Here is a 20,982-nt window from a genome sequence, read left to right on the forward strand (position 1 = left end):
AAAACACGCTGTGAATACATCCATGTACGCTCGGCTCCGCCATCCATGGCTCCGCACGGTTTTGGAAAGCCTTTCATACCCGCGCCACCAGGCTATTGAGCTCTCGCTGTCCAAAAAAATGGGGGCACACCGGGGCATTTCAAGCCCCGGAGTATGGGCAAGATCAGTCTTCGAGGAGGAAGTGCGCCCTTGCAGTCGCAATGGGTTGCGAACGAGATTTCTGCCAGGCGCTGACCATCACGTTGGCAACGCGGTTGCCCTGCCGTGTCAGGCGACATTCGGCGTAGGTTTCCCGGTTGAGGCCCGCCCGGAGATAATCCAGGGAAAAGTCGACGATACGGGGCATGCGCAGACTTTCCTGGGACATGATCAGGTAGATATTGGCAGACATCTCCATGAAGCCACCGATCACGCCACCGTGGATGGCCGGCAGGATGGGGTTACCCAGGTTGGAGTCTTTGCAGGGCAGACGGAAAATCAGGTCGTCTCCAAACTGCTCACACTGAAGACCTATCCAGGTGGCGTAGGGAATGCTGCTGAGCATGCGGCTGAAGTCACCGGTCTCCTGGGTGTAACGCAGGATTTCAGGATCGGTCATTCTTCACCTCCGGTAATCAGGTCCCGGTAATGTTTCGGGCTGGCATCCTTCCCGATGCGCATGAAGGTCGCCACGCAGTTGGCGATGGTTTCACCGCCTTCCTGGTACGCCTCACAGCGGGTAAAAATGATGTTCCGGGTTACCCGGTAGGTTTCAGCCCGGGCATAAACCGGCTTGCGGGGCTGGGCCGGGCGCATGTAGTCCACGCGCAGGTCCAGCGTCGGGCAGAGTTCAAAATCTTCCAGGGCACAGAGGATCACGCACCCTGACGTGGTATCCATCAGGGTGGTGATGGCCCCGCCATGAATCACACCGGTATCCGGGTTACCGATAATGCGATCACTGTAGGGCAGGCACAGTGTCAGGCTGCCTTCTATGGCTTCGGTAACCGACAGGCCAAGCTCTCTGGCCTGGTTGAGGGTGGCTATAAAACGGCTAACCCGTTTCCGTCGGATATCATCGTTCATTCGGATTCAACCTGTGGATCAGCTTTTGGGTTTTGGGCTGTTTTCCGCCTTGCCAGGCAGTGGCTCCTCGAACACCTTCCCTGCTCTCAATGCCTCCAGCGCCGTAGAACAGAACTCGCGTCGATAGAGAACAATAACAACCAGCGTGGACGCCCCCATGAAGACAATCGGGTGGATAAACCAGCCTACCACGGCAAGTGCGTAATAGTAGGACCGCAGCCCCAGGTTAAAGGCATCGCCGGCAAGATTGCAGATGTTGCCGGCACTTCGTGCAAACGCCTCCCTGCCAGCGGGGCTGGTTTTAGTGTCGTCTGGCGGAGGAGCACTGCCCACCATCACCGACACAAAGTTGTACATCCGCATGGACCAGGTGAATTTGAAAAAGGCGTAGATAAAGACCACCAGCAGCACCACCATGCGAAGTTCCCAGATTTCACGGGTCGGCAATGTGCCGAAGGGCATGGTACTGAATACTTCCATTACTTCCTGGGTGTAGCCCAGGGCAGTGATAATACCCGCGAGAATCAGCAGGCAGCTGGAGGCGAAAAACGCACCGTTGCGCTCCAGGTTTCCGACCACAGACGCATCGGCAATCCGGTTTTCCCGCCGCAACATGACGCGCATCCAGTCCTCCCGGTACAGGTCGAGGGTGTTGGACAGGCAGGGACGGTCCGCGGCGCGGCGTTTGGAGTATTCGGTATAGCCCAGCCAGCAGACGAGGAACCAGAGCAAAGCGATCAGTTCGAGTAAATTACTCATGGGTTGCCTTGGGTGCGAAGTTGGTGAAACAGAGCGGGAACAGTCGCTTATGATACGCCAAGGGCCTGCTCGTCACCACCGCCGGGCAGGTTGCGGTCATCCACTGATAGCCGATCATGTGCTATAAACTGCCCATTCAGGAAGCGGGCAACTGTTTTGAACGTACCCGACATCGCATCATCCAAAAGGGAGCTTACTGTGAACCTGTCTGCCATTAAAAACAGCCTGGTAGCCATTGCGCTGGCACTGACACTCAGCGGCTGCTCGGTCAATCCGGTTACCGGGGAAAATCAGCTTTCGCTGATCGGTGAAAGCCAGGAGCTCGCCATGGGCGCCGAGCAGTACGTGCCCACCCAGCAAACCCAGGGCGGTCGGTTTTATGTGGACCCGGAGCTGACGCTCTATGTGAGCGAGGTTGGCCAGAAAATGGCCAGGGTCAGCGACAGACCGGACCTGCCCTACGAATTCGTGGTTCTGAACAGCAGTGTACCGAATGCCTGGGCCCTTCCCGGAGGCAAGATCGCCATTAACCGTGGCCTTCTGACAGAGCTTGACGACGAGGCTCAGCTTGCCTCGGTTCTGGGGCACGAGATTGTTCATGCGGCAGCCCGGCACAGTGTTCAGCGCATGCAGCAGGGAATGCTGATCAGCGCCGGCGTTGCCGGACTTGGCTTTGCCCTGTCGGACAACGAATGGGCTGGTCTGATCATGGGTGGTGCTGCCCTTGGGGCGCAACTTGCGCTGGCGCAATACAGCCAGGGCGATGAACTCGAATCCGACCACTACGGCATTCTCTACATGAAAGAAGCTGGCTATGACCCACAGGCAGCAGTGGAGCTTCAGGAGCTGTTCCTGAAACTATCCGAAGGGCGTCAGTCCAGTTTCATTGATGGCCTGTTCGCGACCCATCCCCCCTCAGCGAAACGCGTGCAGGAGAACCGCGAACTGGTGCAGAAGGTTGGCGCGGGCGGCTACCGCGGTGAGGACGTCTATGAACGCAAGATGGCCAAACTCCGCTCGCTGCAACCGGCTTACGATGCCCATGACAAAGCCATGGAGCTGGCCTCCAAAGGCGAGATGAAGCCTGCGCTGGACAAGATCAACGAAGCCATCCGTCTGCTGCCACGGGAAGCCATGTTCTATGCCCTTCGCGGCCGCATTTATCAGGACCAGAAGGAAACAGAGAAGGCCGCGGCCGACTTTGAAAAGGCGGTGGAGCTCTACCCCGAGATGTTCAAGTATCGCCTTTACAATGGCCTGAATGCTCTGAGGCTCAACAATCTGGACAAGGCCAGGGAGAATCTGACCAAAGCCAATGAAACCGTCCCCACTTCCATTGCCTTCCTGCGACTGGGCGATGTTGCGGTAAAACAGAATAACCGGAATGAAGCCATTGCCTATTACAGCAAGGCCGCCGAAGCCGGTGGAGACGTAGCTGAAGAGGCCAAACGTAAACTGGCGGCACTCACGCAATAATTGCCGCCGGAATCGTTGACTTTAGAAGGCCGGAGTCCCGAGGGGTTCCGGCCTTTTTATTGCCCGGGATCAAGATTGCCGGTCTGACGCACATCTTCTGTCATCGCCTCCATTGACTTTTAGAGCAATAACTCTAAAAATCAGATGACATCAACAACGATTGGATGACGGACATGCTAGCGAAACGTATCCAGCCCATGGTCTTCCAGGCGCGCCGACTGTACGTGGAACTGATGTTCCAGGTGATGGGGCGAGCCCTGCAAGCTGTGAGCGAGGTGGACGAGAAGGTTCAGAACGAAGCCCGGGCACTGCCTGACGGTTTCCTGTTCGAGATGATGGTGATGCCGGATGGCTCAAAGCTGATCGTCGAGCATACCGGCCAGGGGCGTTTCCGTTACCACGGTGACAAGGCCCCACGGCCGATCGACCTGTCGATTCAGTTCAAGCACATCGCCCACGCTTTCCTGGTGCTGTCTTTCCAGGAAAAAACATCAGTGGCTTTCGCCAATGACCGCATGCTGGTGGATGGCGACATCAGCTATGCCGTGCGGATGACGCGGGTACTGAACCGGCTTGAGTCCTTCATCCTGCCGAAAATGGTCGCCGAGCGCGCCGTAAAGGAATACCCGGCCGACCTCCACCTGCCGGAAAAGCTGATCAGCGCCGCGCGCATTTACCTGAAAGTTGCCACCAATTTCGTTGAGACAGTGAGAGCGTGATGACCAATAAATACTATGAGTTCTTCTGCCCGGTAAAAGTCATTGCCGGCAAGGCTGCCCTTGAACACATCCCTTACGAGCTGACCGGAATGGCTGCCAAGCGGCCAATGATCGTAACCGACAAGGGCGTGCGGGCTGCGGGCCTCCTGGAACCCGTGATCGCAGCTTGCGAGGAAAGCGGGCTGGAAATAACCACCATCTATGATGACGTTCCGCCCGACTCCTCGACCACGGTGGTACGCGATATCGCCGGCATCTATCGTCAGGAAAAGTGCGACTCCATCATCGCCGTGGGCGGCGGTTCGGCGATCGATACCGGCAAGGCCGTCAACATCCTGGTTTCCGAGGGTGGTGACGATATCGCCAAGTACAGCGGTGCCGGTGTGCTCAAGCATCCGCTCAAGCCCTTCTTCGTGGTGCCGACAACAGCCGGGACCGGTTCGGAAGTTACATCGGTTGCGGTCATCACCGATGAAGCCAAGGGCGTCAAGCTGCCCTTCACGTCGTCGTTCCTGCTGCCAAACGCGGCCATCATTGACCCGCGCATGACCCTCACCCTGCCGCCGCACATTACTGCCGCGACAGCCATGGACGCCATGACCCACGCAACCGAAGCGTTCACCTGCATGGCGAAAAACCCATTGAGTGACGCTTACGCGACCGCGGCCATCAAGAAAATCAGCCAGTCGCTTCTTCAGGTCATGGACAACCCGAAAGACAGCGATGGACGACTGGAACTGGCGCAGGCGTCGACCATGGCGGGCATCGCCTTCTCCAACTCCATGGTGGGTCTGGTGCACGCCCTGGGGCACGCCACCGGTGCCGTCTGTCACCTGCCCCACGGCCTTTGCATGAGCCTTTATTTGCCCTATGCGCTGGAGTACAACCTTGAAACCATCCGGGAACCCCTGGGTGAACTTTTGCTGTACCTCGAGGGCCCCGAAGTCTTTGCAGCAACACCGGCAAGCCGGCGTGCAGAGGCCAGTATTTCCGCGATCCGGAAGTTGCGGGATGCTTTGTACAAGCGCTGCCAGCTGCCCCGGACACTCAAGGAAACCGGTAAGGTGACCGAGGCACAGCTGGATCATATCGCCGAAATGGCGTTGGATGATGGTTCCATCATGTTTAATCCGAAGGAAGTAACGCTGGAGGATGCCCGCTCGGTTCTGCGCCGCGCCTGGGCGTGACCGTTTCGCCGGGGGCCTTGCCTGGTCCCCGGCGTTTTCGTTGGGTGAAGATAGAATTCATATCATTGAAATTGATCAAGCAAGAGAGGAGAATCAAGCAATTCTGGCAGGGATGATAGCCGGGTTCATTATCCACCTACAGTACCGTTCCGTAGAGAGCCCCATCACATGCAAAACCGATATCCCCGCCCCATTAGTGCCACTTTTGGCATCCTTCTTCTTGTACTGACTGCACTTTCCTCGTCAGTTTTTGCTTCACAGGATGCCCCTGGCGAACAAAAGGTTTTCCGTTTCAATATTTCGCCCAATGGTTACCCGCCCTATCTCATCGGTAACCAGAGCCAACCATCAGGAATCATGTGGGATGTGGTGTCCGAGGTAGCCCAGAGGCTCGGATACCGGGTAATCGCTGAGCAAATCCCCCGTAAACGTGTAGATCAGATGCTCCTTGATGGATACATCGATGCCACACCAAGGGCTCGCGAGTGGGCGGACGACCCGGAGAAATTCCTGTTTACCGATGCGATAGTCGACATCGAGGAAGTGTTTTTTGTACCAGCACAATCCAGCTTTTACTTCGAAAGCCCGGACGATCTGATCTCCAAAACCATTGTCACCCATCTCGGCTACCGATATCCGCTGCTTGAGCCCTACTTCCAGGAAGGTCGGATTCGCCGCTTTGATGTTTCCAGAGACAAGGACATGTTCACCTTCGTACTGCACGGTGACCGCTTCGACGCCGCGGTCGCCGACCGGCTCGTCGGAAAGTGGATTCTCAGAAACGAGGGGCTGCGGCAGCATTTCGACATCAGCAACGAAAGCATCAGCAATTACGGGTTCCGGCTGATGCTGCGGAAAGACTGGCAGTCCTTTGCCAGCCAGTTCAACGAAGAACTGGCGAAGATGAAGGCGAATGGCGAGCTGGATGCGATTCTCGCCAACTACCGCTGAAGCCGCCCGGCGCTACTCGAGGCGTCGCAACAACAGCATCGGCGATACACTCAACACCGGCCGTAGCTGCCAGCGGCCGAACAGGGCAAGAACAACGGCGCTGACGATTGGAATCGGCAGCACCACGTGCCAGTGCCACTGGAACGTGCCCTCGAACATCCTGAACTGAAGCGCCCAGACTGCCGCCTCGGCGGCGACCACTCCGAGCACACCTGCGAAACCACCCAGCAACGCAAATTCGAGCATGGTACTGCGAACCAGCAACCTCTGGCGTCCGCCCAGGGTTCGCAGCAGCGCGCCTTCCCGCTGTCGATCCTGAAGCGTCGCACTGACGACTGCAGCCATCACCACAAGCGCGGCGGCAAGGATCAACGCCAGAATGGCTTCAATCGCCTGGGTGACCTGCCGGACGATCTCCTGGATCCGCTCAATCACATGATCAATTTCCAGAACGGAAACCGTCGGGAACTGCCGGGAAAATTCATTCAGGGCATCTTTCTTGTCCTTGGGCAGGTAAAAACTGGTAATCCAGGTCGCGGGCATCTCGGTGAGCCCGCCCTCCGGCGGGAACGCCATGTAGAAATTGGGCTTCATGCTGTCCCACTGGACCGTCCGAATACTGGTGACGGCTTCTGTCACCTTTTCCGAGCCAATGGTGAACGTCAGTTCGTCGCCCAGTGACAGTCCCAGCTTTCCGGCCAGCTCCGCTTCCACCGAGACACCTTCCTTCTGGTTTTCACCAAACCAGGCGCCCTCGACTATCTCGTTGTCGTCCGGCAAGGCCGACATCCAGGTCAGGTTCAGTTCACGGTTGAGAGCGTTAACATTCTCATCCTTGCTGACCGTTTCCTTGACTGGCTGACCATTGAGTTCGGTCAAGCGTCCTCGAACCATCGGGTAAAGTTTGTCCAGTGGCTGGCCACGCTCCTGCCAGAACGAATCGACGTCCTCGACCGCTTCCGGTGCAATATTGATCAGGAAATGATTGGGTGCGTCATCCGGCAACTGGGCCTGCCAGTCTGTCAACAAAGAGGTACGCACCAATATCAGCGTGGCCGCCAGCATCAACGTCATCGCAAATACAGCAATCTGGGAAAGACTGGCCCGGCGATGCCGGTACAGCCCCACCAGGGCCAAACGCCAAGCGTTACCACCGCCGCGAACCTTGCGCAGTGTTGCAACCAACAGCCAACCCAACAGGCCAAGTGCCCCGAGCAGCAACGCAAGCCCCCCCAGAAGGGAAACCACCAGGGCAAGTTCGCCCGCATACATCCACACAAGCCCGAAAACCGCCACAATGGCAATTATCATATCCGGCAGGGCCTCGCGCCCGGTTTCACCGGGCTGGCTGCGCAGTACACGCATCGCCGGAACATTGCGAAGCCTGCGAACGGGAGGATAGGCAAACGCAAACAGAGAGACCAGTGCCGTCAGCAAGGCGGGCACCAATGCAGACGGATCGAGCTGAAATTCCACCGGGCGCTCAAGCACCTGGCTCAGCATGTGAATCAGCAACCAGTACAGCGGCATCGCGACCAGCAGTCCGCCCACGATCCCGGTGACACCCCAGAGCGCGAGGCGCTTGAGGTACAGACCGCCAATACCTGCACCGCTGAGCCCCAGCGTTTTCAGAAGTGCCACGGTATCGCGCTGGGAAAGGGCATACTGACGACTCGCCACAGCCACGGCCACGGCGGCAAGCAGGACTGCAAGACTGCCACCCAACAGCAGGAATCGCTCGGCTCGCTCGAGTGAGCGCGAGAAGGTCTCGCCATCCCGGACACCCGCCCATTCATGACTGGGTTCGAGTCTGGGTTCCAACCATTGGTAGTACGATTCCAGCGCAGCTTCATCACCGGCAAACAGGTAGACGTATTCAACCCGGCTGCCCTCCTGGATGACCCCGGTGGCGGCCACATCATCCACATGCATCATCACGCGGGGGGCCAGTGCCGACAGCCGGAAACCGCCGTCCGGCTCCCGGATGAGCAGGCCGGACACGGTAAGATTCAGATTACCAACTTCAAGCGACTCGCCGACTTCGAGATCCAGCAGCCTGAGCAAGCGCGGGTTGATCCAGACCTCTCCCGGCCCGGGCCCCTGATCTACCAGCTCCCGGGTACCGGTCGGGTCCCGCTGGATTTCGATATCGCCGCGAAGCGGATATTCATTGCTCACGGCCTTGACTGACACCAGCTGGAAATTCTCGTCACCGAACACCATGGTGGAGAATTCCACCATTCGACCGGTTTTCAGGCCCTGATCGGCGGCTTCCTGAAGCCAGGCGTCCGGAATCGGTCGGCCATTCTCTGCCTCAAGCTGGCGATCCGCTGCCAGGAACGAGCTGGCTGAAGAAACCAGGGTGCGTTGAAGCTGACTGGCAAACAGGGCAATGGTGGCGACAGTGGCAACGGCGATGATGAGAGCGGCCAGAACGACGCGAACATCCCGTTCCCGCCAGTCCCGGCGAACCGACATGAGTTTTTTTGCAGCAGCCATCAGTGCGCCATCTCCTGCGCTGCTTCCGGTTCGGTCAGAACGCCGGCTTCAATATGGAACTGCCGATTACAGCGAGCCGCCAGGTGTTCATCGTGGGTTACCATCACCAGCGTTGTGCCCTGCTCCCGGTTCAACGCCATCAAGAGATCAGACACTGCCTGACCGGTGCGGTTATCCAGATTACCCGTCGGCTCGTCAGCGAACAGGATCAGCGGCTCAGACGCAAATGCCCGCGCGATGGCAACCCGCTGCTGCTCACCACCGGAGAGCTGTCTGGGTGTGTGGGTCAGCCGTTCGCCAAGCCCAACCCGTTCCAGTAGCTCACGGGCCCTCTTCTCCGGCGACGCCATGCCGGCAAGTTCCAGCGGCAACATAACGTTCTCGAGCGCGGTAAGCGCCGGCAAAAGCTGGAAAGACTGGAATACAAAGCCAACCCGGTGTGCGCGGAGTTTTGCCCGCTCATCCTCGCTGAGCTTGCTGATCACCGAGCCGTCCAGCTCCACCGTCCCCTCGCTGGGCGTATCAAGACCCGCCAGCAAACCCAACAGGGTGGTTTTACCAGAACCGGAGCGCCCGACAATGGCTACGGATTCTCCCCGATTGATTTCGAGAGTGACCCCTTGCAAGATCGTGAGCGTATCGGTTTCAACACTGACGCGGTGGGTCAGGTTATCTACCCGTAACATTGGGCTCTGGCTATCCGGGTTAACATTGGTCATCTGATTCACGGAATCTCCCGATCCTGGGTCTCGAAAACGGCTTAAAGGTGTATTGGTTGTCTATGCATACGGCATTGGTGTACGTCAGATCAATTCTTTTTCTCGTGTTTGCCGTGCTGGCGCTGCCGGCAGTGGCCAGTCAGAACACGCTGCTCATCGTCGGTGACAGCCTCAGTGCGGCCTATGGAGTGCCCTCCGAAACTGCGTGGGTGCAGTTGCTGAGAAACCGGCTCGAGAGCAAAGGGTTGAACGACTGGGAAGTGGTCAATGCCAGCATCAGCGGAGAAACCACGGATGGGGGTGCCCGCCGGCTGCCTGATCTCCTTGAGGAGAACCAGCCCGACGTCGTGGTCATTGAATTGGGTGGCAACGATGGCCTTCGCGGCTTTCCCCCCAACGTTATCGAATCCAATCTCGCCTCCATGATCGAAAAGGTCCAGACCTCGGGTGCTCGCGCCGTACTGGTGGGCATGCAGATACCTCCCAACTACGGACAGCGCTACACGGAGATGTTTGCCGACATCTATCCGAAGCTGTCTGACCGATACGACACCGCATTGGTTCCGTTTTTCCTGGACGGCATCTACAACCAGGCCGGGTTGATGCAGGACGACGGGATTCACCCGACCGAGGAAGCCCAGGGCAAACTGCTGGAAAACGTCTGGCCGGTGCTCAAACCGATCCTGAAATAAAGCTGGTTCAGGTCAATCCCTGGAGGAATGCCAGCGCACGGCGCTCTGACCAGTAAAAGCCATCTTTCGAATGCTCGACAAACCCGACGTGGCCGCCCCAACGAGGAGCTTCGAGGCGCACATGAGCGCCCAGCTCCCGCCGGGATTCCGGGAAACAGCGCGCCGAAAGAAACGGATCGTCGGCGGCGTTCACCATCAACGCCGGCACGCGGATATCTCGCATGCGCCCCAATGCTGAACACTGGGCCCAGTAATCCCGGGCATTGCGGAAACCGTGCAGAGGCGCGGTGTAGCGGTCATCGAACTCGTGAAAGCTGCGAATGGCATCAAACCCCGAAATATCAATCCGGTCCGGAAACCTCTCCGCCTTTTCCTCCATTTTTACCTTCAGATCCCGGAGAAAGCGCTGCATGTAGATCTTCCTGCTGGGCAACGCCAGCATATCGGCGCTGCCGGCCAGGTCGCAGGGAACCGAATAGGCAACGGCTCCGCAGATCCGGCTATCAACACGCTCGCCCTGTTCGCCCAGATAAAGCAGCGTCAGATTGCCCCCCATGCTGAACCCGGAGAGAAACAGGGTGTCGTAAGCACCTGACAAACCGTGATTGACCACCAGGCCGAGATCCTCGGTGGCGCCGCTGTGATAGAACCTGGGTTGCCGATTCATAACCCCGCCACAAGAACGGAAGTTCCAGGCAAGAACATCCCAGCCTTCCCGAAGCAGGGCGCGAGTTAAACCGAGCACGTAGGGCCGCCTGCTGTGACCTTCCAGACCGTGAGACACGATGGCCAGGCGATCGCTACCCTGCCGGTACCAGTCCAGGTGCAGTTCGTCGTCATCCGGTGTGGCGATCACTTCCGGCTCCGGTTCCACCATCGGGACTTTGCGAAACAGTGTGGGCCAGACAGACTGAACGTGGCCATTGCGCAACCACGGCGGGGGCCGGTAGTGAAGAGTCCTGCTTTCGTACAATTTTTAGCCTTTCATATCAGGGGCTTGACCCCGTAAACCAAAGCGCTTAATATGCGCGCCACTTGATGCTGTTCCCCGATAGCTCAGTTGGTAGAGCAACGGACTGTTAATCCGTTTGTCGCTGGTTCGAGCCCAGCTCGGGGAGCCACTTATTCCGAAATGCCGCTGATTCTTCTGAACCAGCGGCATTTTTCGTTTACGGCCTCAGAAAATCTGCTCGCGCTGCATGAATTCGGTCAGCACGCGGAACAACGTGAACCCATCCTCGGTGCCAATCAGCTCCCGAATGGAATGCATACCGAACTGGGGCACGCCAATATCCAGCGTGGTTACACCCAGGTTCCCCGCCGTCAGAGGCCCAATGGTGCTGCCACAGCCCATATCGCTCCGAACCACAAACGTCTGGTGAGGCAACCCCAGCTCGTCACTGATGTGCCGGTAAACTGCTGCCGATCGACTGTTGGTGGCGTACCGCTGGTTATGGTTGACCTTGATCACCGGCCCCTGATTTAGAATCGGGCCATGATTCTCATCATGTTTATCCATGTAATTCGGATGAATGCCATGGGCATTGTCCGCCGACACCATCATCGAGTTGGCAATAGCACGAGCCTTGCCAGCGCCGACCCAGCGATCCAGAACCGCTGTCAGGAACGGCCCTTGTGCACCTTCGGCAGACATACTGCCAACTTCCTCGTGATCGTTGCAGACCAGCAACGCGGCTTCGTCCCCGGAGGTTTTCAGCAGCGACTGGAGGCCAATGTAACAACTCAGAAGGTTGTCCAGGCGAGCCGAGGCGATGAAATCATCACGCAATCCGACAAACGAGGCTTCACGGGCATCGTAGAAGCTGAGCTCGTAGCCCAGGACCTTGCGGACACTGAGCCCGGATTCGGTCTTGACCTGTTGCGATAGCAGATCCACAAAGCTTGTCGTGTCGCTTTCGGGGACCTGCATCAGAACCGGTGGCAGATCGGTCTGGGGGTTAACCGTGCGATTGCTGTTGGCTTCGCGGTCGAGATGGATGGCCAGGCTGGGAATAAATGCCACAGGCTTACGGAAATCCACCAGGGTGTCCCGTACCTTGCCGTCTTCGTCCAGCACCGTCACCCGACCGGCCAGGGAAAGATCCCGGTCAAACCAGGGATTCAGCAGCACACCACCGTATACTTCGACACCTAACTGGAAGAAGCCCTTGCGGCGGAGCTCAGGGTTCGGCTTGACCTTCAGGCAGGGGCTGTCGGTATGAGCACCCACCATGCGGATTCCCGAGGTGGTGACATCTTTGCTGCCGGTTCGGAAGGCGACGATTGAGGAGCCGTTGCGGATAACGTAGTAGCCCTGGTTGCTCACCAGCGACCAGTCTTCCCGCTCATCCAGCTCCTGAAACCCGGCCGCACTCAGCCGTTGTTTCATGGTGTCGACTGCATGCCAGGGTGTGGGGGAAGTGTTCAGAAACTTCAATAAATCTTTGTTAAATTCAGCGTGTTCCATGATGTCCCTGATTAAAAGATAATTGCGCCAACAGTATGGCATGAAGCCTTAAAGCCTCATACTGGGTCAACGGACATTCCCTATAACCGGGTCACAAATCAACCACCACCGGGAGCCCAACGTGCCTGCACCGAGATTTCTCGACATTGAATACTGCCAGACCGACGACGCGCTTTTTCCCACTGCCATGGCCTGGTCGCTGGAAGACGGCCGAATGAAAACCGTGGTCATCGCTCCTTCCGACGATTGGCTCCCGGAAGACGGTGACCTGGGTGATGTCGACCTTCTCTACCTCGAAGAACAGGGCGTGCCCCTGATCGAGCTGGCCCGGGAACTGCACCAGGACCTCCCAGACCAGACCGTCTTCGTGGACGGCCTCGATCCGGACGAGATTCTGGTAGACCTCATCTTCACGGCCGTGGCACAGGAGGCCCCGTTCGAAATCGCACCCATCAGTGAGCTGATCACCGGCCTGGACAGAGAAACCCTGGAAGATCGTCGCCGCCAGCTCCTGTTCGAGGAAAGCCTGGAACCCCAGTTGCCTGAAAATGGCGTCTACGCACTGCTGCTGATGGCGCGGGAAGAAGGCCTGTTCGACGAGGATTGAGAAACAGCAGGAATTGACAGGGGGAAGTGTGACACGGGTCGACGTAACAAACGGTTACACGAGGCAGAATCAGCCCGTATTCGCCCATGTCAGGAAGCCCGATAACAATGAACAAGGTTGTGCGAACGCCCCTCATCTGTCCGCTTGTCCCTGCCCTGCTCCTCGCATCCCAGGCCGCCCTGGCCCAGGAAACTCCAAGGGCCGACAAACACTACATCGGGCTGCTGGCAACCACCTATAACCACCGCACCATCGGTGAAAACACCCAGGAAACCGCCTGGGGCACCGGCGGAACACTGGTGTTGGGTGGCCACATAACCGATCTGTTTCACGCCGAGCTGCGGGCCGGTGGTGGCTTCAAAGACGCCGAGGTACCAGACAGTGACCTGACGCTGAGCGTTGACTACTACGCCAGCTGGTACATGGGCCTGCACTACCCGATCACCGACTATGCAAACCTCTACGGCCAGTTCGGCTTTTCCTATATCCACGGCGAAGGCGAAATTAGCGATCCCGCAAATGATCGCAACAACCCCTACCTGGATCTCGAAGGCGAGTTTCCGGACAGCGGCTTCAGCGTAAGCTGGATTGCCGGTCTCGACTTCGAAGTGATGGACAACACCTTCCTGGTGTTTGAGGGCGGAAAGCTCTTCGAAGACACCGGAACGGATGTGAATACCTTCCAGTTCTCTGGCGGCGTACGTTACGAATTCTGAAGTCGCTGATGCTGAACGTAGGTCGGATTAGCGAAGCGTAATCCGACTATGTGCTGATACTTGATGCCAATGATTACTTGTCGGATTACGCTGCGCTAATCCGACCTACTATTCGATACCCGTCACGCCTTGTGGCGAATGTGCCAGCACCGGTGTATCCGGGCGTTGCGCTGAAAATCCTTGTCCAGGGTATCCCGCGTCACTTCAGCAACCTCGAACTCGCTTTCCAGTGTCTCGTCCAGCTTGAAGCGTCGGAAATTGTTGGAAAAGATCAACAACCCGTCGGAACTCAACCTTGCCATGGCCTGCCTGACCAACGTCGGATGATCCTTCTGGATATCCAGAACACCGGCCATGCGGGCGGAATTCGAGAAGGTCGGCGGATCCATGAAGATCAGGTCAAACCGTTGGTCCGCCGTTTTCCGGTCTGCCAGCCAGGCCAGGCAGTCTGCCTGCTCTACCCGATGCTTCTTGGGGTCGGCTCCGTTCAGCGCAAGGTTCTCCTCGGCCCAGCCGACATACGTCTTTGACATATCCAGACTGAGCGAGCGGCTGGCGCCTCCAACAACAGCGTGAACAGTGGCCGCGCCGGTATAACAGAACAGGTTCAGGAATCGCTGGTTTGCCGAGTGCTGCTGAATCCAGTGCCGCACCGGCCGATGATCCAGAAACAGACCCGTGTCCAGATAATCCTTGAGGTTCACCTTCAACACGCAGCCGTGTTCGTGAACCCTGAAAAACTCGCCACTGACTGCCTGCTTCTCATACTGATTGGTGCCGGTTTGCCGCTGGCGCTGCTTGCACACCATATCCTCACGCTCCACGCCCAGTGCCTCGGGAATCACTGCAAGAGCCTCCGCAAGGCGTTCTCGAGCAGCGCGCTCATCCACCGATTTCGGGGCCGCATACTCCTGCACGTGCACCCGCCCCTCATAGATATCGATCGCCAATGCAAACTCCGGCATGTCGGCATCGTAGAGGCGGTAGCAACCAATGCCCTGCTTTCTTGCCCACTGCCCAATACTCTTTACGTTCTTCTTGAGGCGATTGCGCAACATGGCCGCACGTTCGTCATTGGCAATCCGAGGGGTGACCTCACCGGGAATATCCGGGGCCCTCGGTGTCATGGCGCTCACTTCATTGATCTCGAACAGCAGCAGCTGGGCGGGCAGCTTGCCGTTGAAAAGCCGGTATTGCTTGTAACTTCTCAACCCGATGGACTTGCCGAATTCCGGGGCCCCGGTAAATACCCCGAGGCGCCAGCCTGGAACGCAGCGTTTAACCGCGTCGCCCAGGGCCTGGTACAAGCCACCCAGTTCCCTGCGCTCACTCAACCGCTCACCGTACGGGGGATTGGTCAGCACCAGCCCCTGATCAGACCAGTCGCCCTCCAGCTCCAGGGCATCGACCGCACGAGCCTCAACGTGCACAACATTCTCCAGACCTGCCCTCTGGATGTTTTTCCAGGCGGTCCCGATGACCCGGCTGTCCTGGTCAAAGCCCGCCATTCTGGGGATCCGCCCTTGCTTGCCCTCGTTGGCGCGACGCTCCGCCTCCTGGCGCAGCGATAACCAGAGCTCCGGCTGATGGCCCGGCCACTTCTCGAAACCGAACCGTTCCTGCTTGCGGCCGGGCGCCATATCCAGCGCCATCATGGCAGCTTCAACCACAAGGGTGCCTGAACCGCACATCGGGTCCACGAAATCGCCGCCGGCGGCGGCGATCTCCGGCCAGCCCGCTCGCATCAGCAATGCCGCGGCCAGGTTTTCCTTCAGGGGTGCCATGCCCTGATCCGTACGATAGCCGCGCATGTGCAGGCTGTGCCCGCTCAAATCAATGCCCAGGGACAAGCGGCCACGATTGAGTCGCGCGGAGACAATGACATCCGGGTTCTTGGCATCCACCGAGGGCCGCGGTCCGCCATTGGCCTGAAACCGGTCCACAATGCCGTCCTTGACCCTTTGAGCGCCATATTGCGTATTGCGGATGGCCTCGTTCTGACCGAGGAACGTAACGCGGAAACTGCCATGCACAGGAATATGCTGCTGCCAGTCCATGTGAACAACGCCGTCATAGAGCTGATCGCCGCTGTTGGCATCCACTTCATCAATGTGAAGGATCACTCGGTTGGCGAGACGCGACCATAGACAGGCGCGATAACCACCCTCCAGAGAACCTTCCACCCAGACCCCGGCCGGAGCATTGCGTACGGTATCCAGACCAAAGGTGCTGAGCTCGTCCGCCAGTAGGTATTCCACTCCCTTCGGGCAGGTTACGAAAAATACAGATTTGGACAAGTTCAACTCCTGGTTCCTGGACGGCTTGAGGTAAGTTTCCGAAATAAAGGCTATTCCGAAAATCGCAGCAAAATTTTTAGTTCATATAACTATAAAAAACGCGTCACATAGATGAAATAATTAGTGTACATCCGCTAAAGGTTCGACTTACCTTGTAAGTGACGCGTCGTTCCGGAAGGGTACAAACCTTCCGTTAACAGGATCCTGACTGCTCTGGCTTGAGCTGACAATAGTGGGTTATCCCGGAGCGGATAGCACTGGTCGCAGCCACTGCAGATGTGTACACGCTTGTTCTGTTAATCCATCAGTGAGGAACGGCATGAAAAGACAGAAAAGAGACATGTACGCTCGTGCATTCAAGCGGGGTTATCTCGCTGGCGTGTCCGGAAAATCCAAAGACAGCTGCCCGATCGAACAGGCGGAAGTTCGCCAGGAATGGCTGAACGGGTGGCGAGAAGGCCGCACAGATCAATGGGAGGGCATGACCGGCGTATCCGGCATCCATAAACTGGCTAACGTTACGACAGCGTGACGCCTTAACTAACCCCGATTCTTAATCTGATCTTTTTACACACAATTTGACGCAGTACTCAGAGCAACCCAAACGGGGCCTCCCGCCCCGTACCATGCGATGAAGCGCCACGGGGTTCATTCCCCGCTCGGGCCCGCTAAGCGGGCCCATCTTCGTTATGGGGCGCGGTAAATCACTTGACCTGCCGGATCGCCTCAACAGCCTCTTTAATAAGTTCAGGCCCCCGGTAAATAAAACCGGTGTAGATCTGGACCAGCTTGGCACCGGCCCGGACTTTCTCGGCCGCACTTTCACCGTCCATAATGCCGCCGACACCAATAATCGGTAGTGATTCCCCCAGTTCCGCATAAAGCCCCCGGATAACCCTGAGAGAAGCCTCCCTCACCGGTGCGCCGCTGAGGCCACCAGCCTCATCGGCATGGGTATGGCCTGATACGGCATCCCGACTGATCGTTGTATTGGTGGCAATCACGCCATCAAGCCCCGTTTCACGAAGGGCGGATGCCACGAAGCGGATACCATCATCATCCATGTCCGGGGCTATCTTCACCGCCACAGGCACATAACGGCCATGTTCCTTCTCACACAGGAGTTGTTCGTCCTTGATGGCCTCCAGGAGGCCCTTCAGGGAATCACCAAACTGCAAATCCCGAAGGCCAGGCGTGTTGGGCGAGGACACGTTCACCGTTATGTAATCGGCCCGACTGTATACTGCCGATATCCCCTTCCGGTAATCGGACTCGGACTGCTCGTTGGGCGTGTCCTTGTTCTTGCCAACATTGATTCCAAGCACGCCCTTATAGCGGCGCTGATCCACACGGGCCAGCAAGTGGTCCAGCCCCTCGTTGTTGAAACCCATCCGGTTAATAATAGCCTGATGCTCCGGCAACCGGAACATCCGCGGCTTGGGGTTGCCGGGCTGCGCCAGAGGCGTCACCGTACCGACTTCAATAAACCCGAAGCCCAGGGCGCCAAGCCCATCGAGGTGATCGGCGTTCTTATCCAGACCTGCAGCAAGCCCGACGGGGTTCGGAAAATCCAGCCCCATAACATTCACTGGCAATGAATCTATCTTTGGTGAGAAAGCGTTCAAAACGCCTAATCGGTGCGCAAGATCGAGACCATTCAATGCAACATTGTGAGCCTGCTCCGCTGGAAGGCAGAAAAGCAGATTGCGGATAACGCCGTACATCTGAAAAAACTCCACTGATCCAAGTGGGCGGAGTATACCGGAAGTTTTCCACAGCATCCCGGGATAGAACCAAATCAGCTGTAAATGACTGTATCATGGCACTCTCATGACCTTTTCCACGGAATCTGTGGATAAACCTGTTGAAAATCGCGGGGCAACGGTTGCCATCCCTTGATAACTGCGCCAATCTACAAATTGATCATTTTTTGACCAGTTATTTTTATGTTTATTTTCAATGGTTTATATATTTTTCTCATGGCTGTCGACAAATACTAAACAAAATGTTACCCAGTCATCGTTCTGCAATGATGTGCATAAATCACTTGAAATCCCCTCTTTGAGTCGCCCCTGCCAAAGCCCGTGAGAATAACGTTATACTGGCACCTGTCTTCTTATCTGGAGTGCATCAATGCAAGAGCCGATTTCCCCCGCCCAACAGCACCGGGAAAACCTCGCGGGCGAAATGAAGGCGGCCTCGCGCGTGACCATTATCGGAATGATTCTCGATGCCGTACTCGGGGTCATAAAAGTCATTGGTGGTGCTCTTTTTAACTCCCAGGCCCTGCTGGTGGATGGCATTCACTCCTTTACGGATGTCGCCTCTGATCTGGTTGTTCTTGGCGTCATGAAGGTATCCCGCCAGGAGCCGGATGACGACCATCCTTACGGCCATCAGCGAATCGAAACCTTCGGCACTCTGGTTCTGGGCAGCATCCTGATTGCCGTTGGCGCCGCCCTGGCCTGGGAAAATACCCTACGCCTGATCGAGGGCGGCGTGGATACCGTACCTGGCTGGCCGGTTCTGGTGGCAGCTGCAGCGTCTGTTGCGGGCAAGGAATGGATTTTCCGATACACACGCCATGTCGGTCTGAAGATCCGCTCAGACCTGATTATCGCCAACGCCTGGCACAGCCGAACTGATGCGTTCTCCTCAGTCGTGGTTCTCGTGTCCACGGCCGGCGCCATGCTTGGTATGGTCTGGCTTGATGTGTTCGCAGCGGTGGTGATCGCAGTCATCATTATCCACATTGGCTGGAAGTTTACCTGGGACAGCGTCAAGGAGCTTGTGGATACAGGCCTTTCCCAAGAGGACACAGAGATGCTCAAGAGTATCGCCCGGGACACAGACGGAGTGCGCAACGTGCACGAACTTCGCAGCCGTCGTATGGGTCACGACATTCTGCTGGATATACACTTGGTGGTTCGCCCGGAAATCAGCGTATCGGAAGGACATCAGATCGGCATGCAGGTTGTCTCGGGAATGCGGGATGCCCTGGACAACATCCGGGACATCAACTTCCATATCGACGCCGAAAACGACGAAGATCAGCCGCTAACCTCCGAGCGCCTGCCCTCCCGTGAAGACATCCGTGCCTTCCTGGCCCGACACCTGGGAGAGTTGCCGCAACACAGCCGGCTTCGGCTGCACTATCTGAAAAACAAGGTGCATCTGGAACTGTTCCTGGATGGCCCCGAGGGTGAGACCGTCTTCTCATCCTCAAACATCAGGGAAGAGCTCGGTGATTACCCGTGGTTTGGGAGTGTCCGGGTCTGGGTGGCCGGCCCCTGAAAGCAGCCGGCCATAGGGCTTAGCGACGCCTGTTCTCTTCCATCCTTGAGAGAAATTCCTGCATGATCAGGGTATAGAGCTCGCCCCCCAGGAAGCGGTCTTCCACGCCGGCATCAATGCTCGGATTGTCGTTGACTTCGATGACGGCAACCCGATTGCCCGACTGTTTGATATCCACACCGTAAAGCCCGTTGCCGATCAGTCTGGTGGCATTAAGGGCCGCCTGAATGACATTCCTTGGCACCTCATACGTGGGCATGGTCTCAAAACCACCGCTCTCACTCTCCGATTCGCTGTGCTGATAGATCTGCCAATGGCCTTTAACCATCATGTACTTACAGGCGTAGATGGCCCGTCCACCAAGCACACCAATGCGCCAGTCGTAATCGGTGTAAAGATATTCCTGAGCCAGCACCAGGGCGGACTGCTTGAACAGGTCTCTCAGGCCGGCGCGAAGGGTCTTCTCGTCCTCGGCCTTGGTTACACCCCGGGAAAACGCGCCATCCGGGATCTTGATGACCACCGGAAAGCCCAGCTCACTGATGACCTGCTCAACAGCGTTCTTCTGATCTTTCGACAGGATGAGTGTTTTTGGCGTGGGGACCTTGTTGTTCTTCAGGAGATCTGCAAGGAACACCTTGTTGGTGCACTTGAGGATCGACACCGGGTCATCAATGACCACCATGCCCTCAGCGGCCGCCTTGCGGGCAAACCGGTAGGTGTGATGATCAATGGCAGTGGTCTCACGAATGAACAACCCATCGTATTCCGGCAGGCGCATATAATCCCGGCGGGTAATCTGCTCCACGTTAATGCCCAGTTTACGGCCCGCCTTCTCGAAGCGCTTCAGGGCAACTTTGTCACTCGGCGGCATCTCCTCATCGGGATTGACCAGTACAGCCAGATCATAGCGGTAACGGCGTCGGGTCCGTGGCTTACGCCAGACCATGCTGCTGAAACGATCAAGGGCCGCCGCGAATACGTCCTGCTCCTGCTCACCGAGATCCGCCGGAGCTGCCGGCTTCATGGACTCGATTTGCCACTGCTTGCGGCGTTTGAAAACGATTTCAAGAATCGGACACGGGAACCGCTCGAACAGCGCTCTTGCGACCGGCTTCAGATCAGGATGCTCGGCCTGGCCAAAGTAGGTCCGGACCCGCACTTCGTGGGTGGCCGCGCGCTCATCACTGGCCGGATCGATTGCTGAGCCGGCCGCTTCCAGCCAGTTGATGACGCTTTCATCAAGCTCTTCCAGCTCAAGGGAAAACAGGCCTTTGCGTCCGAGGTCATTGAGCGTCATTACCGAAGGCACCACATGGTGGCCACGGGCTTCTGCCAGGAGCGAACAATAATAGCCCTTGCTGAGGTACCGGGCACTCTGACACAGGTTGATGACCCTTACCCGGCTGGCAGGCGGCGCTGAGAACTGGAGGTACTGATCAAATGTCAGCACATCTTCACTGGGGTAATAGGGCGCCCAATCTTTGGCACGGTCCACTACGATAAGCAATCGGGACATTAAAGGCATTCCTCC

20 protein-coding genes and 1 tRNA gene are annotated in these 20,982 nt (G+C 57.3%); 10 read left to right on the forward strand and 11 right to left on the reverse strand.

Features of this window, described 5'->3' with window-relative positions; all coding sequences use genetic code 11:
- Positions 1-163: 163 nt before the first annotated feature.
- The 4 genes from J3362_RS08340 to J3362_RS08355 are packed head-to-tail and all read right to left on the reverse strand — an operon-like array spanning position 164 to position 1,997.
- Positions 164-598, reverse strand: coding sequence for a PaaI family thioesterase (locus tag J3362_RS08340; protein ID WP_008172009.1), 435 nt, complete (start codon positions 596-598; stop codon positions 164-166).
- Positions 595-1,065 (reverse strand): PaaI family thioesterase, encoded by a 471-nt coding sequence (locus tag J3362_RS08345; RefSeq protein WP_349519099.1) that lies wholly within the window; start codon positions 1,063-1,065, stop codon positions 595-597. The genes J3362_RS08340 and J3362_RS08345 overlap by 4 nt, the downstream gene beginning before the upstream one ends.
- 18 nt (positions 1,066-1,083) lie before the next feature.
- Positions 1,084-1,824 carry a DUF599 domain-containing protein gene (locus J3362_RS08350; protein WP_349519100.1) on the reverse strand — a complete coding sequence of 247 codons (741 nt, stop codon included), beginning with the start codon at positions 1,822-1,824 and terminating at the stop codon, positions 1,084-1,086.
- 47 nt (positions 1,825-1,871) lie between these two features.
- Positions 1,872-1,997, reverse strand: coding sequence for a hypothetical protein (locus tag J3362_RS08355; protein WP_349519101.1), 126 nt, complete (start codon positions 1,995-1,997; stop codon positions 1,872-1,874).
- Positions 1,998-2,022: 25 nt separating this feature from the next.
- On the opposite strand from J3362_RS08355, the gene J3362_RS08360 reads away from it, so the two are divergent.
- The 4 genes from J3362_RS08360 (at position 2,023) to J3362_RS08375 (ending at position 6,157) form a co-directional block, all read left to right on the forward strand.
- Entirely contained in the window at positions 2,023-3,300 is a 1,278-nt protein-coding gene (locus J3362_RS08360) for a M48 family metalloprotease (RefSeq protein ID WP_008172015.1), read from the forward strand.
- Positions 3,301-3,473: 173 nt separating this feature from the next.
- Complete coding sequence (locus J3362_RS08365; RefSeq protein ID WP_008172020.1) at positions 3,474-4,019, forward strand: hypothetical protein; 546 nt, start codon at positions 3,474-3,476, stop codon at positions 4,017-4,019.
- Entirely contained in the window at positions 4,019-5,206 is a 1,188-nt protein-coding gene (locus tag J3362_RS08370; RefSeq protein WP_014576813.1) for an iron-containing alcohol dehydrogenase, read from the forward strand. The genes J3362_RS08365 and J3362_RS08370 overlap by 1 nt, the downstream gene beginning before the upstream one ends.
- Before the next feature lie 168 nt (positions 5,207-5,374).
- Positions 5,375-6,157, forward strand: coding sequence for a substrate-binding periplasmic protein (locus tag J3362_RS08375; protein ID WP_349519102.1), 783 nt, complete (start codon positions 5,375-5,377; stop codon positions 6,155-6,157).
- Between the two features lie 12 nt (positions 6,158-6,169).
- On the opposite strand, the gene J3362_RS08380 is transcribed toward J3362_RS08375, so the two are convergent.
- Entirely contained in the window at positions 6,170-8,656 is a 2,487-nt protein-coding gene (locus J3362_RS08380) for an ABC transporter permease (RefSeq protein ID WP_349519103.1), read from the reverse strand.
- On the reverse strand, positions 8,656-9,375 hold the full coding sequence (locus J3362_RS08385; RefSeq protein WP_041645164.1) for an ABC transporter ATP-binding protein: 720 nt from the start codon (positions 9,373-9,375) through the stop codon (positions 8,656-8,658). Before J3362_RS08385 ends, J3362_RS08380 begins: the two co-directional genes overlap by 1 nt.
- Before the next feature lie 62 nt (positions 9,376-9,437).
- On the opposite strand from J3362_RS08385, the gene J3362_RS08390 reads away from it, so the two are divergent.
- Positions 9,438-10,067: an arylesterase gene (locus J3362_RS08390; protein ID WP_349519104.1), complete on the forward strand. Its 630-nt coding sequence runs from the start codon at positions 9,438-9,440 to the stop codon at positions 10,065-10,067.
- 7 nt (positions 10,068-10,074) lie between these two features.
- On the opposite strand, the gene J3362_RS08395 is transcribed toward J3362_RS08390, so the two are convergent.
- Positions 10,075-11,040: a YheT family hydrolase gene (locus tag J3362_RS08395; RefSeq protein ID WP_349519105.1), complete on the reverse strand. Its 966-nt coding sequence runs from the start codon at positions 11,038-11,040 to the stop codon at positions 10,075-10,077.
- 72 nt (positions 11,041-11,112) lie between these two features.
- Here J3362_RS08395 and J3362_RS08400 point away from each other — a divergent pair.
- A tRNA-Asn gene (locus tag J3362_RS08400) sits at positions 11,113-11,188 on the forward strand.
- Positions 11,189-11,244: 56 nt separating this feature from the next.
- Here the strand turns inward: J3362_RS08400 and J3362_RS08405 are convergent.
- Positions 11,245-12,534 carry a M18 family aminopeptidase gene (locus tag J3362_RS08405; RefSeq protein WP_349519106.1) on the reverse strand — a complete coding sequence of 430 codons (1,290 nt, stop codon included), beginning with the start codon at positions 12,532-12,534 and terminating at the stop codon, positions 11,245-11,247.
- A gap of 121 nt (positions 12,535-12,655) precedes the next feature.
- On the opposite strand from J3362_RS08405, the gene J3362_RS08410 reads away from it, so the two are divergent.
- Entirely contained in the window at positions 12,656-13,141 is a 486-nt protein-coding gene (locus J3362_RS08410) for a hypothetical protein (protein WP_349519107.1), read from the forward strand.
- Positions 13,142-13,248: 107 nt separating this feature from the next.
- Complete coding sequence (locus J3362_RS08415) at positions 13,249-13,857, forward strand: outer membrane beta-barrel protein (protein ID WP_349519108.1); 609 nt, start codon at positions 13,249-13,251, stop codon at positions 13,855-13,857.
- Positions 13,858-13,979: 122 nt separating this feature from the next.
- Here J3362_RS08415 and rlmKL read toward each other — a convergent pair whose 3' ends face one another.
- A complete protein-coding gene (gene rlmKL / locus J3362_RS08420; protein ID WP_349519109.1) occupies positions 13,980-16,154 on the reverse strand; it encodes a bifunctional 23S rRNA (guanine(2069)-N(7))-methyltransferase RlmK/23S rRNA (guanine(2445)-N(2))-methyltransferase RlmL in 2,175 nt (724 codons plus the stop codon).
- A 319-nt stretch (positions 16,155-16,473) separates the two neighbouring features.
- Here rlmKL and rmf point away from each other — a divergent pair, with 319 nt between their 5' ends.
- Entirely contained in the window at positions 16,474-16,686 is a 213-nt protein-coding gene (gene rmf, locus J3362_RS08425; RefSeq protein ID WP_008172042.1) for a ribosome modulation factor, read from the forward strand.
- A gap of 172 nt (positions 16,687-16,858) precedes the next feature.
- Here rmf and J3362_RS08430 read toward each other — a convergent pair whose 3' ends face one another.
- Positions 16,859-17,878, reverse strand: a complete 1,020-nt coding sequence (locus tag J3362_RS08430) for a quinone-dependent dihydroorotate dehydrogenase (protein ID WP_349519110.1) — start codon at positions 17,876-17,878, stop codon at positions 16,859-16,861.
- A 409-nt stretch (positions 17,879-18,287) separates the two neighbouring features.
- Here J3362_RS08430 and J3362_RS08435 point away from each other — a divergent pair, with 409 nt between their 5' ends.
- Positions 18,288-19,448 carry a cation diffusion facilitator family transporter gene (locus tag J3362_RS08435; protein ID WP_349519111.1) on the forward strand — a complete coding sequence of 387 codons (1,161 nt, stop codon included), beginning with the start codon at positions 18,288-18,290 and terminating at the stop codon, positions 19,446-19,448.
- Positions 19,449-19,467: 19 nt separating this feature from the next.
- On the opposite strand, the gene J3362_RS08440 is transcribed toward J3362_RS08435, so the two are convergent.
- Positions 19,468-20,967: a RimK family ATP-grasp domain-containing protein gene (locus J3362_RS08440; RefSeq protein ID WP_092031815.1), complete on the reverse strand. Its 1,500-nt coding sequence runs from the start codon at positions 20,965-20,967 to the stop codon at positions 19,468-19,470.
- Positions 20,968-20,982 lie beyond the last annotated feature (15 nt).

This window comes from Marinobacter sp. NFXS11 (assembly GCF_040148675.1).
Taxonomy (GTDB): domain Bacteria; phylum Pseudomonadota; class Gammaproteobacteria; order Pseudomonadales; family Oleiphilaceae; genus Marinobacter.

Excerpts from the sequence above, each read along its gene's own strand:
- J3362_RS08435 (WP_349519111.1), top strand. The coding sequence starts at position 18,288 with ATGCAAGAGCCGATTTCCCCCGCCCAACAGCACCGGGAAAACCTCGCG.
- J3362_RS08440 (WP_092031815.1), bottom strand. The coding sequence starts at position 20,967 with ATGTCCCGATTGCTTATCGTAGTGGACCGTGCCAAAGATTGGGCGCCC.
- J3362_RS08370 (WP_014576813.1), top strand. The coding sequence starts at position 4,019 with ATGACCAATAAATACTATGAGTTCTTCTGCCCGGTAAAAGTCATTGCC.
- rmf (WP_008172042.1), top strand. The coding sequence starts at position 16,474 with ATGAAAAGACAGAAAAGAGACATGTACGCTCGTGCATTCAAGCGGGGT.
- J3362_RS08430 (WP_349519110.1), bottom strand. The coding sequence starts at position 17,878 with ATGTACGGCGTTATCCGCAATCTGCTTTTCTGCCTTCCAGCGGAGCAG.
- J3362_RS08380 (WP_349519103.1), bottom strand. The coding sequence starts at position 8,656 with ATGGCTGCTGCAAAAAAACTCATGTCGGTTCGCCGGGACTGGCGGGAA.
- J3362_RS08385 (WP_041645164.1), bottom strand. The coding sequence starts at position 9,375 with ATGACCAATGTTAACCCGGATAGCCAGAGCCCAATGTTACGGGTAGAT.
- J3362_RS08355 (WP_349519101.1), bottom strand. The coding sequence starts at position 1,997 with ATGTCGGGTACGTTCAAAACAGTTGCCCGCTTCCTGAATGGGCAGTTT.
- J3362_RS08345 (WP_349519099.1), bottom strand. The coding sequence starts at position 1,065 with ATGAACGATGATATCCGACGGAAACGGGTTAGCCGTTTTATAGCCACC.
- J3362_RS08415 (WP_349519108.1), top strand. The coding sequence starts at position 13,249 with ATGAACAAGGTTGTGCGAACGCCCCTCATCTGTCCGCTTGTCCCTGCC.
- J3362_RS08375 (WP_349519102.1), top strand. The coding sequence starts at position 5,375 with ATGCAAAACCGATATCCCCGCCCCATTAGTGCCACTTTTGGCATCCTT.
- J3362_RS08340 (WP_008172009.1), bottom strand. The coding sequence starts at position 598 with ATGACCGATCCTGAAATCCTGCGTTACACCCAGGAGACCGGTGACTTC.
- J3362_RS08350 (WP_349519100.1), bottom strand. The coding sequence starts at position 1,824 with ATGAGTAATTTACTCGAACTGATCGCTTTGCTCTGGTTCCTCGTCTGC.
- J3362_RS08365 (WP_008172020.1), top strand. The coding sequence starts at position 3,474 with ATGCTAGCGAAACGTATCCAGCCCATGGTCTTCCAGGCGCGCCGACTG.
- J3362_RS08390 (WP_349519104.1), top strand. The coding sequence starts at position 9,438 with ATGCATACGGCATTGGTGTACGTCAGATCAATTCTTTTTCTCGTGTTT.
- J3362_RS08405 (WP_349519106.1), bottom strand. The coding sequence starts at position 12,534 with ATGGAACACGCTGAATTTAACAAAGATTTATTGAAGTTTCTGAACACT.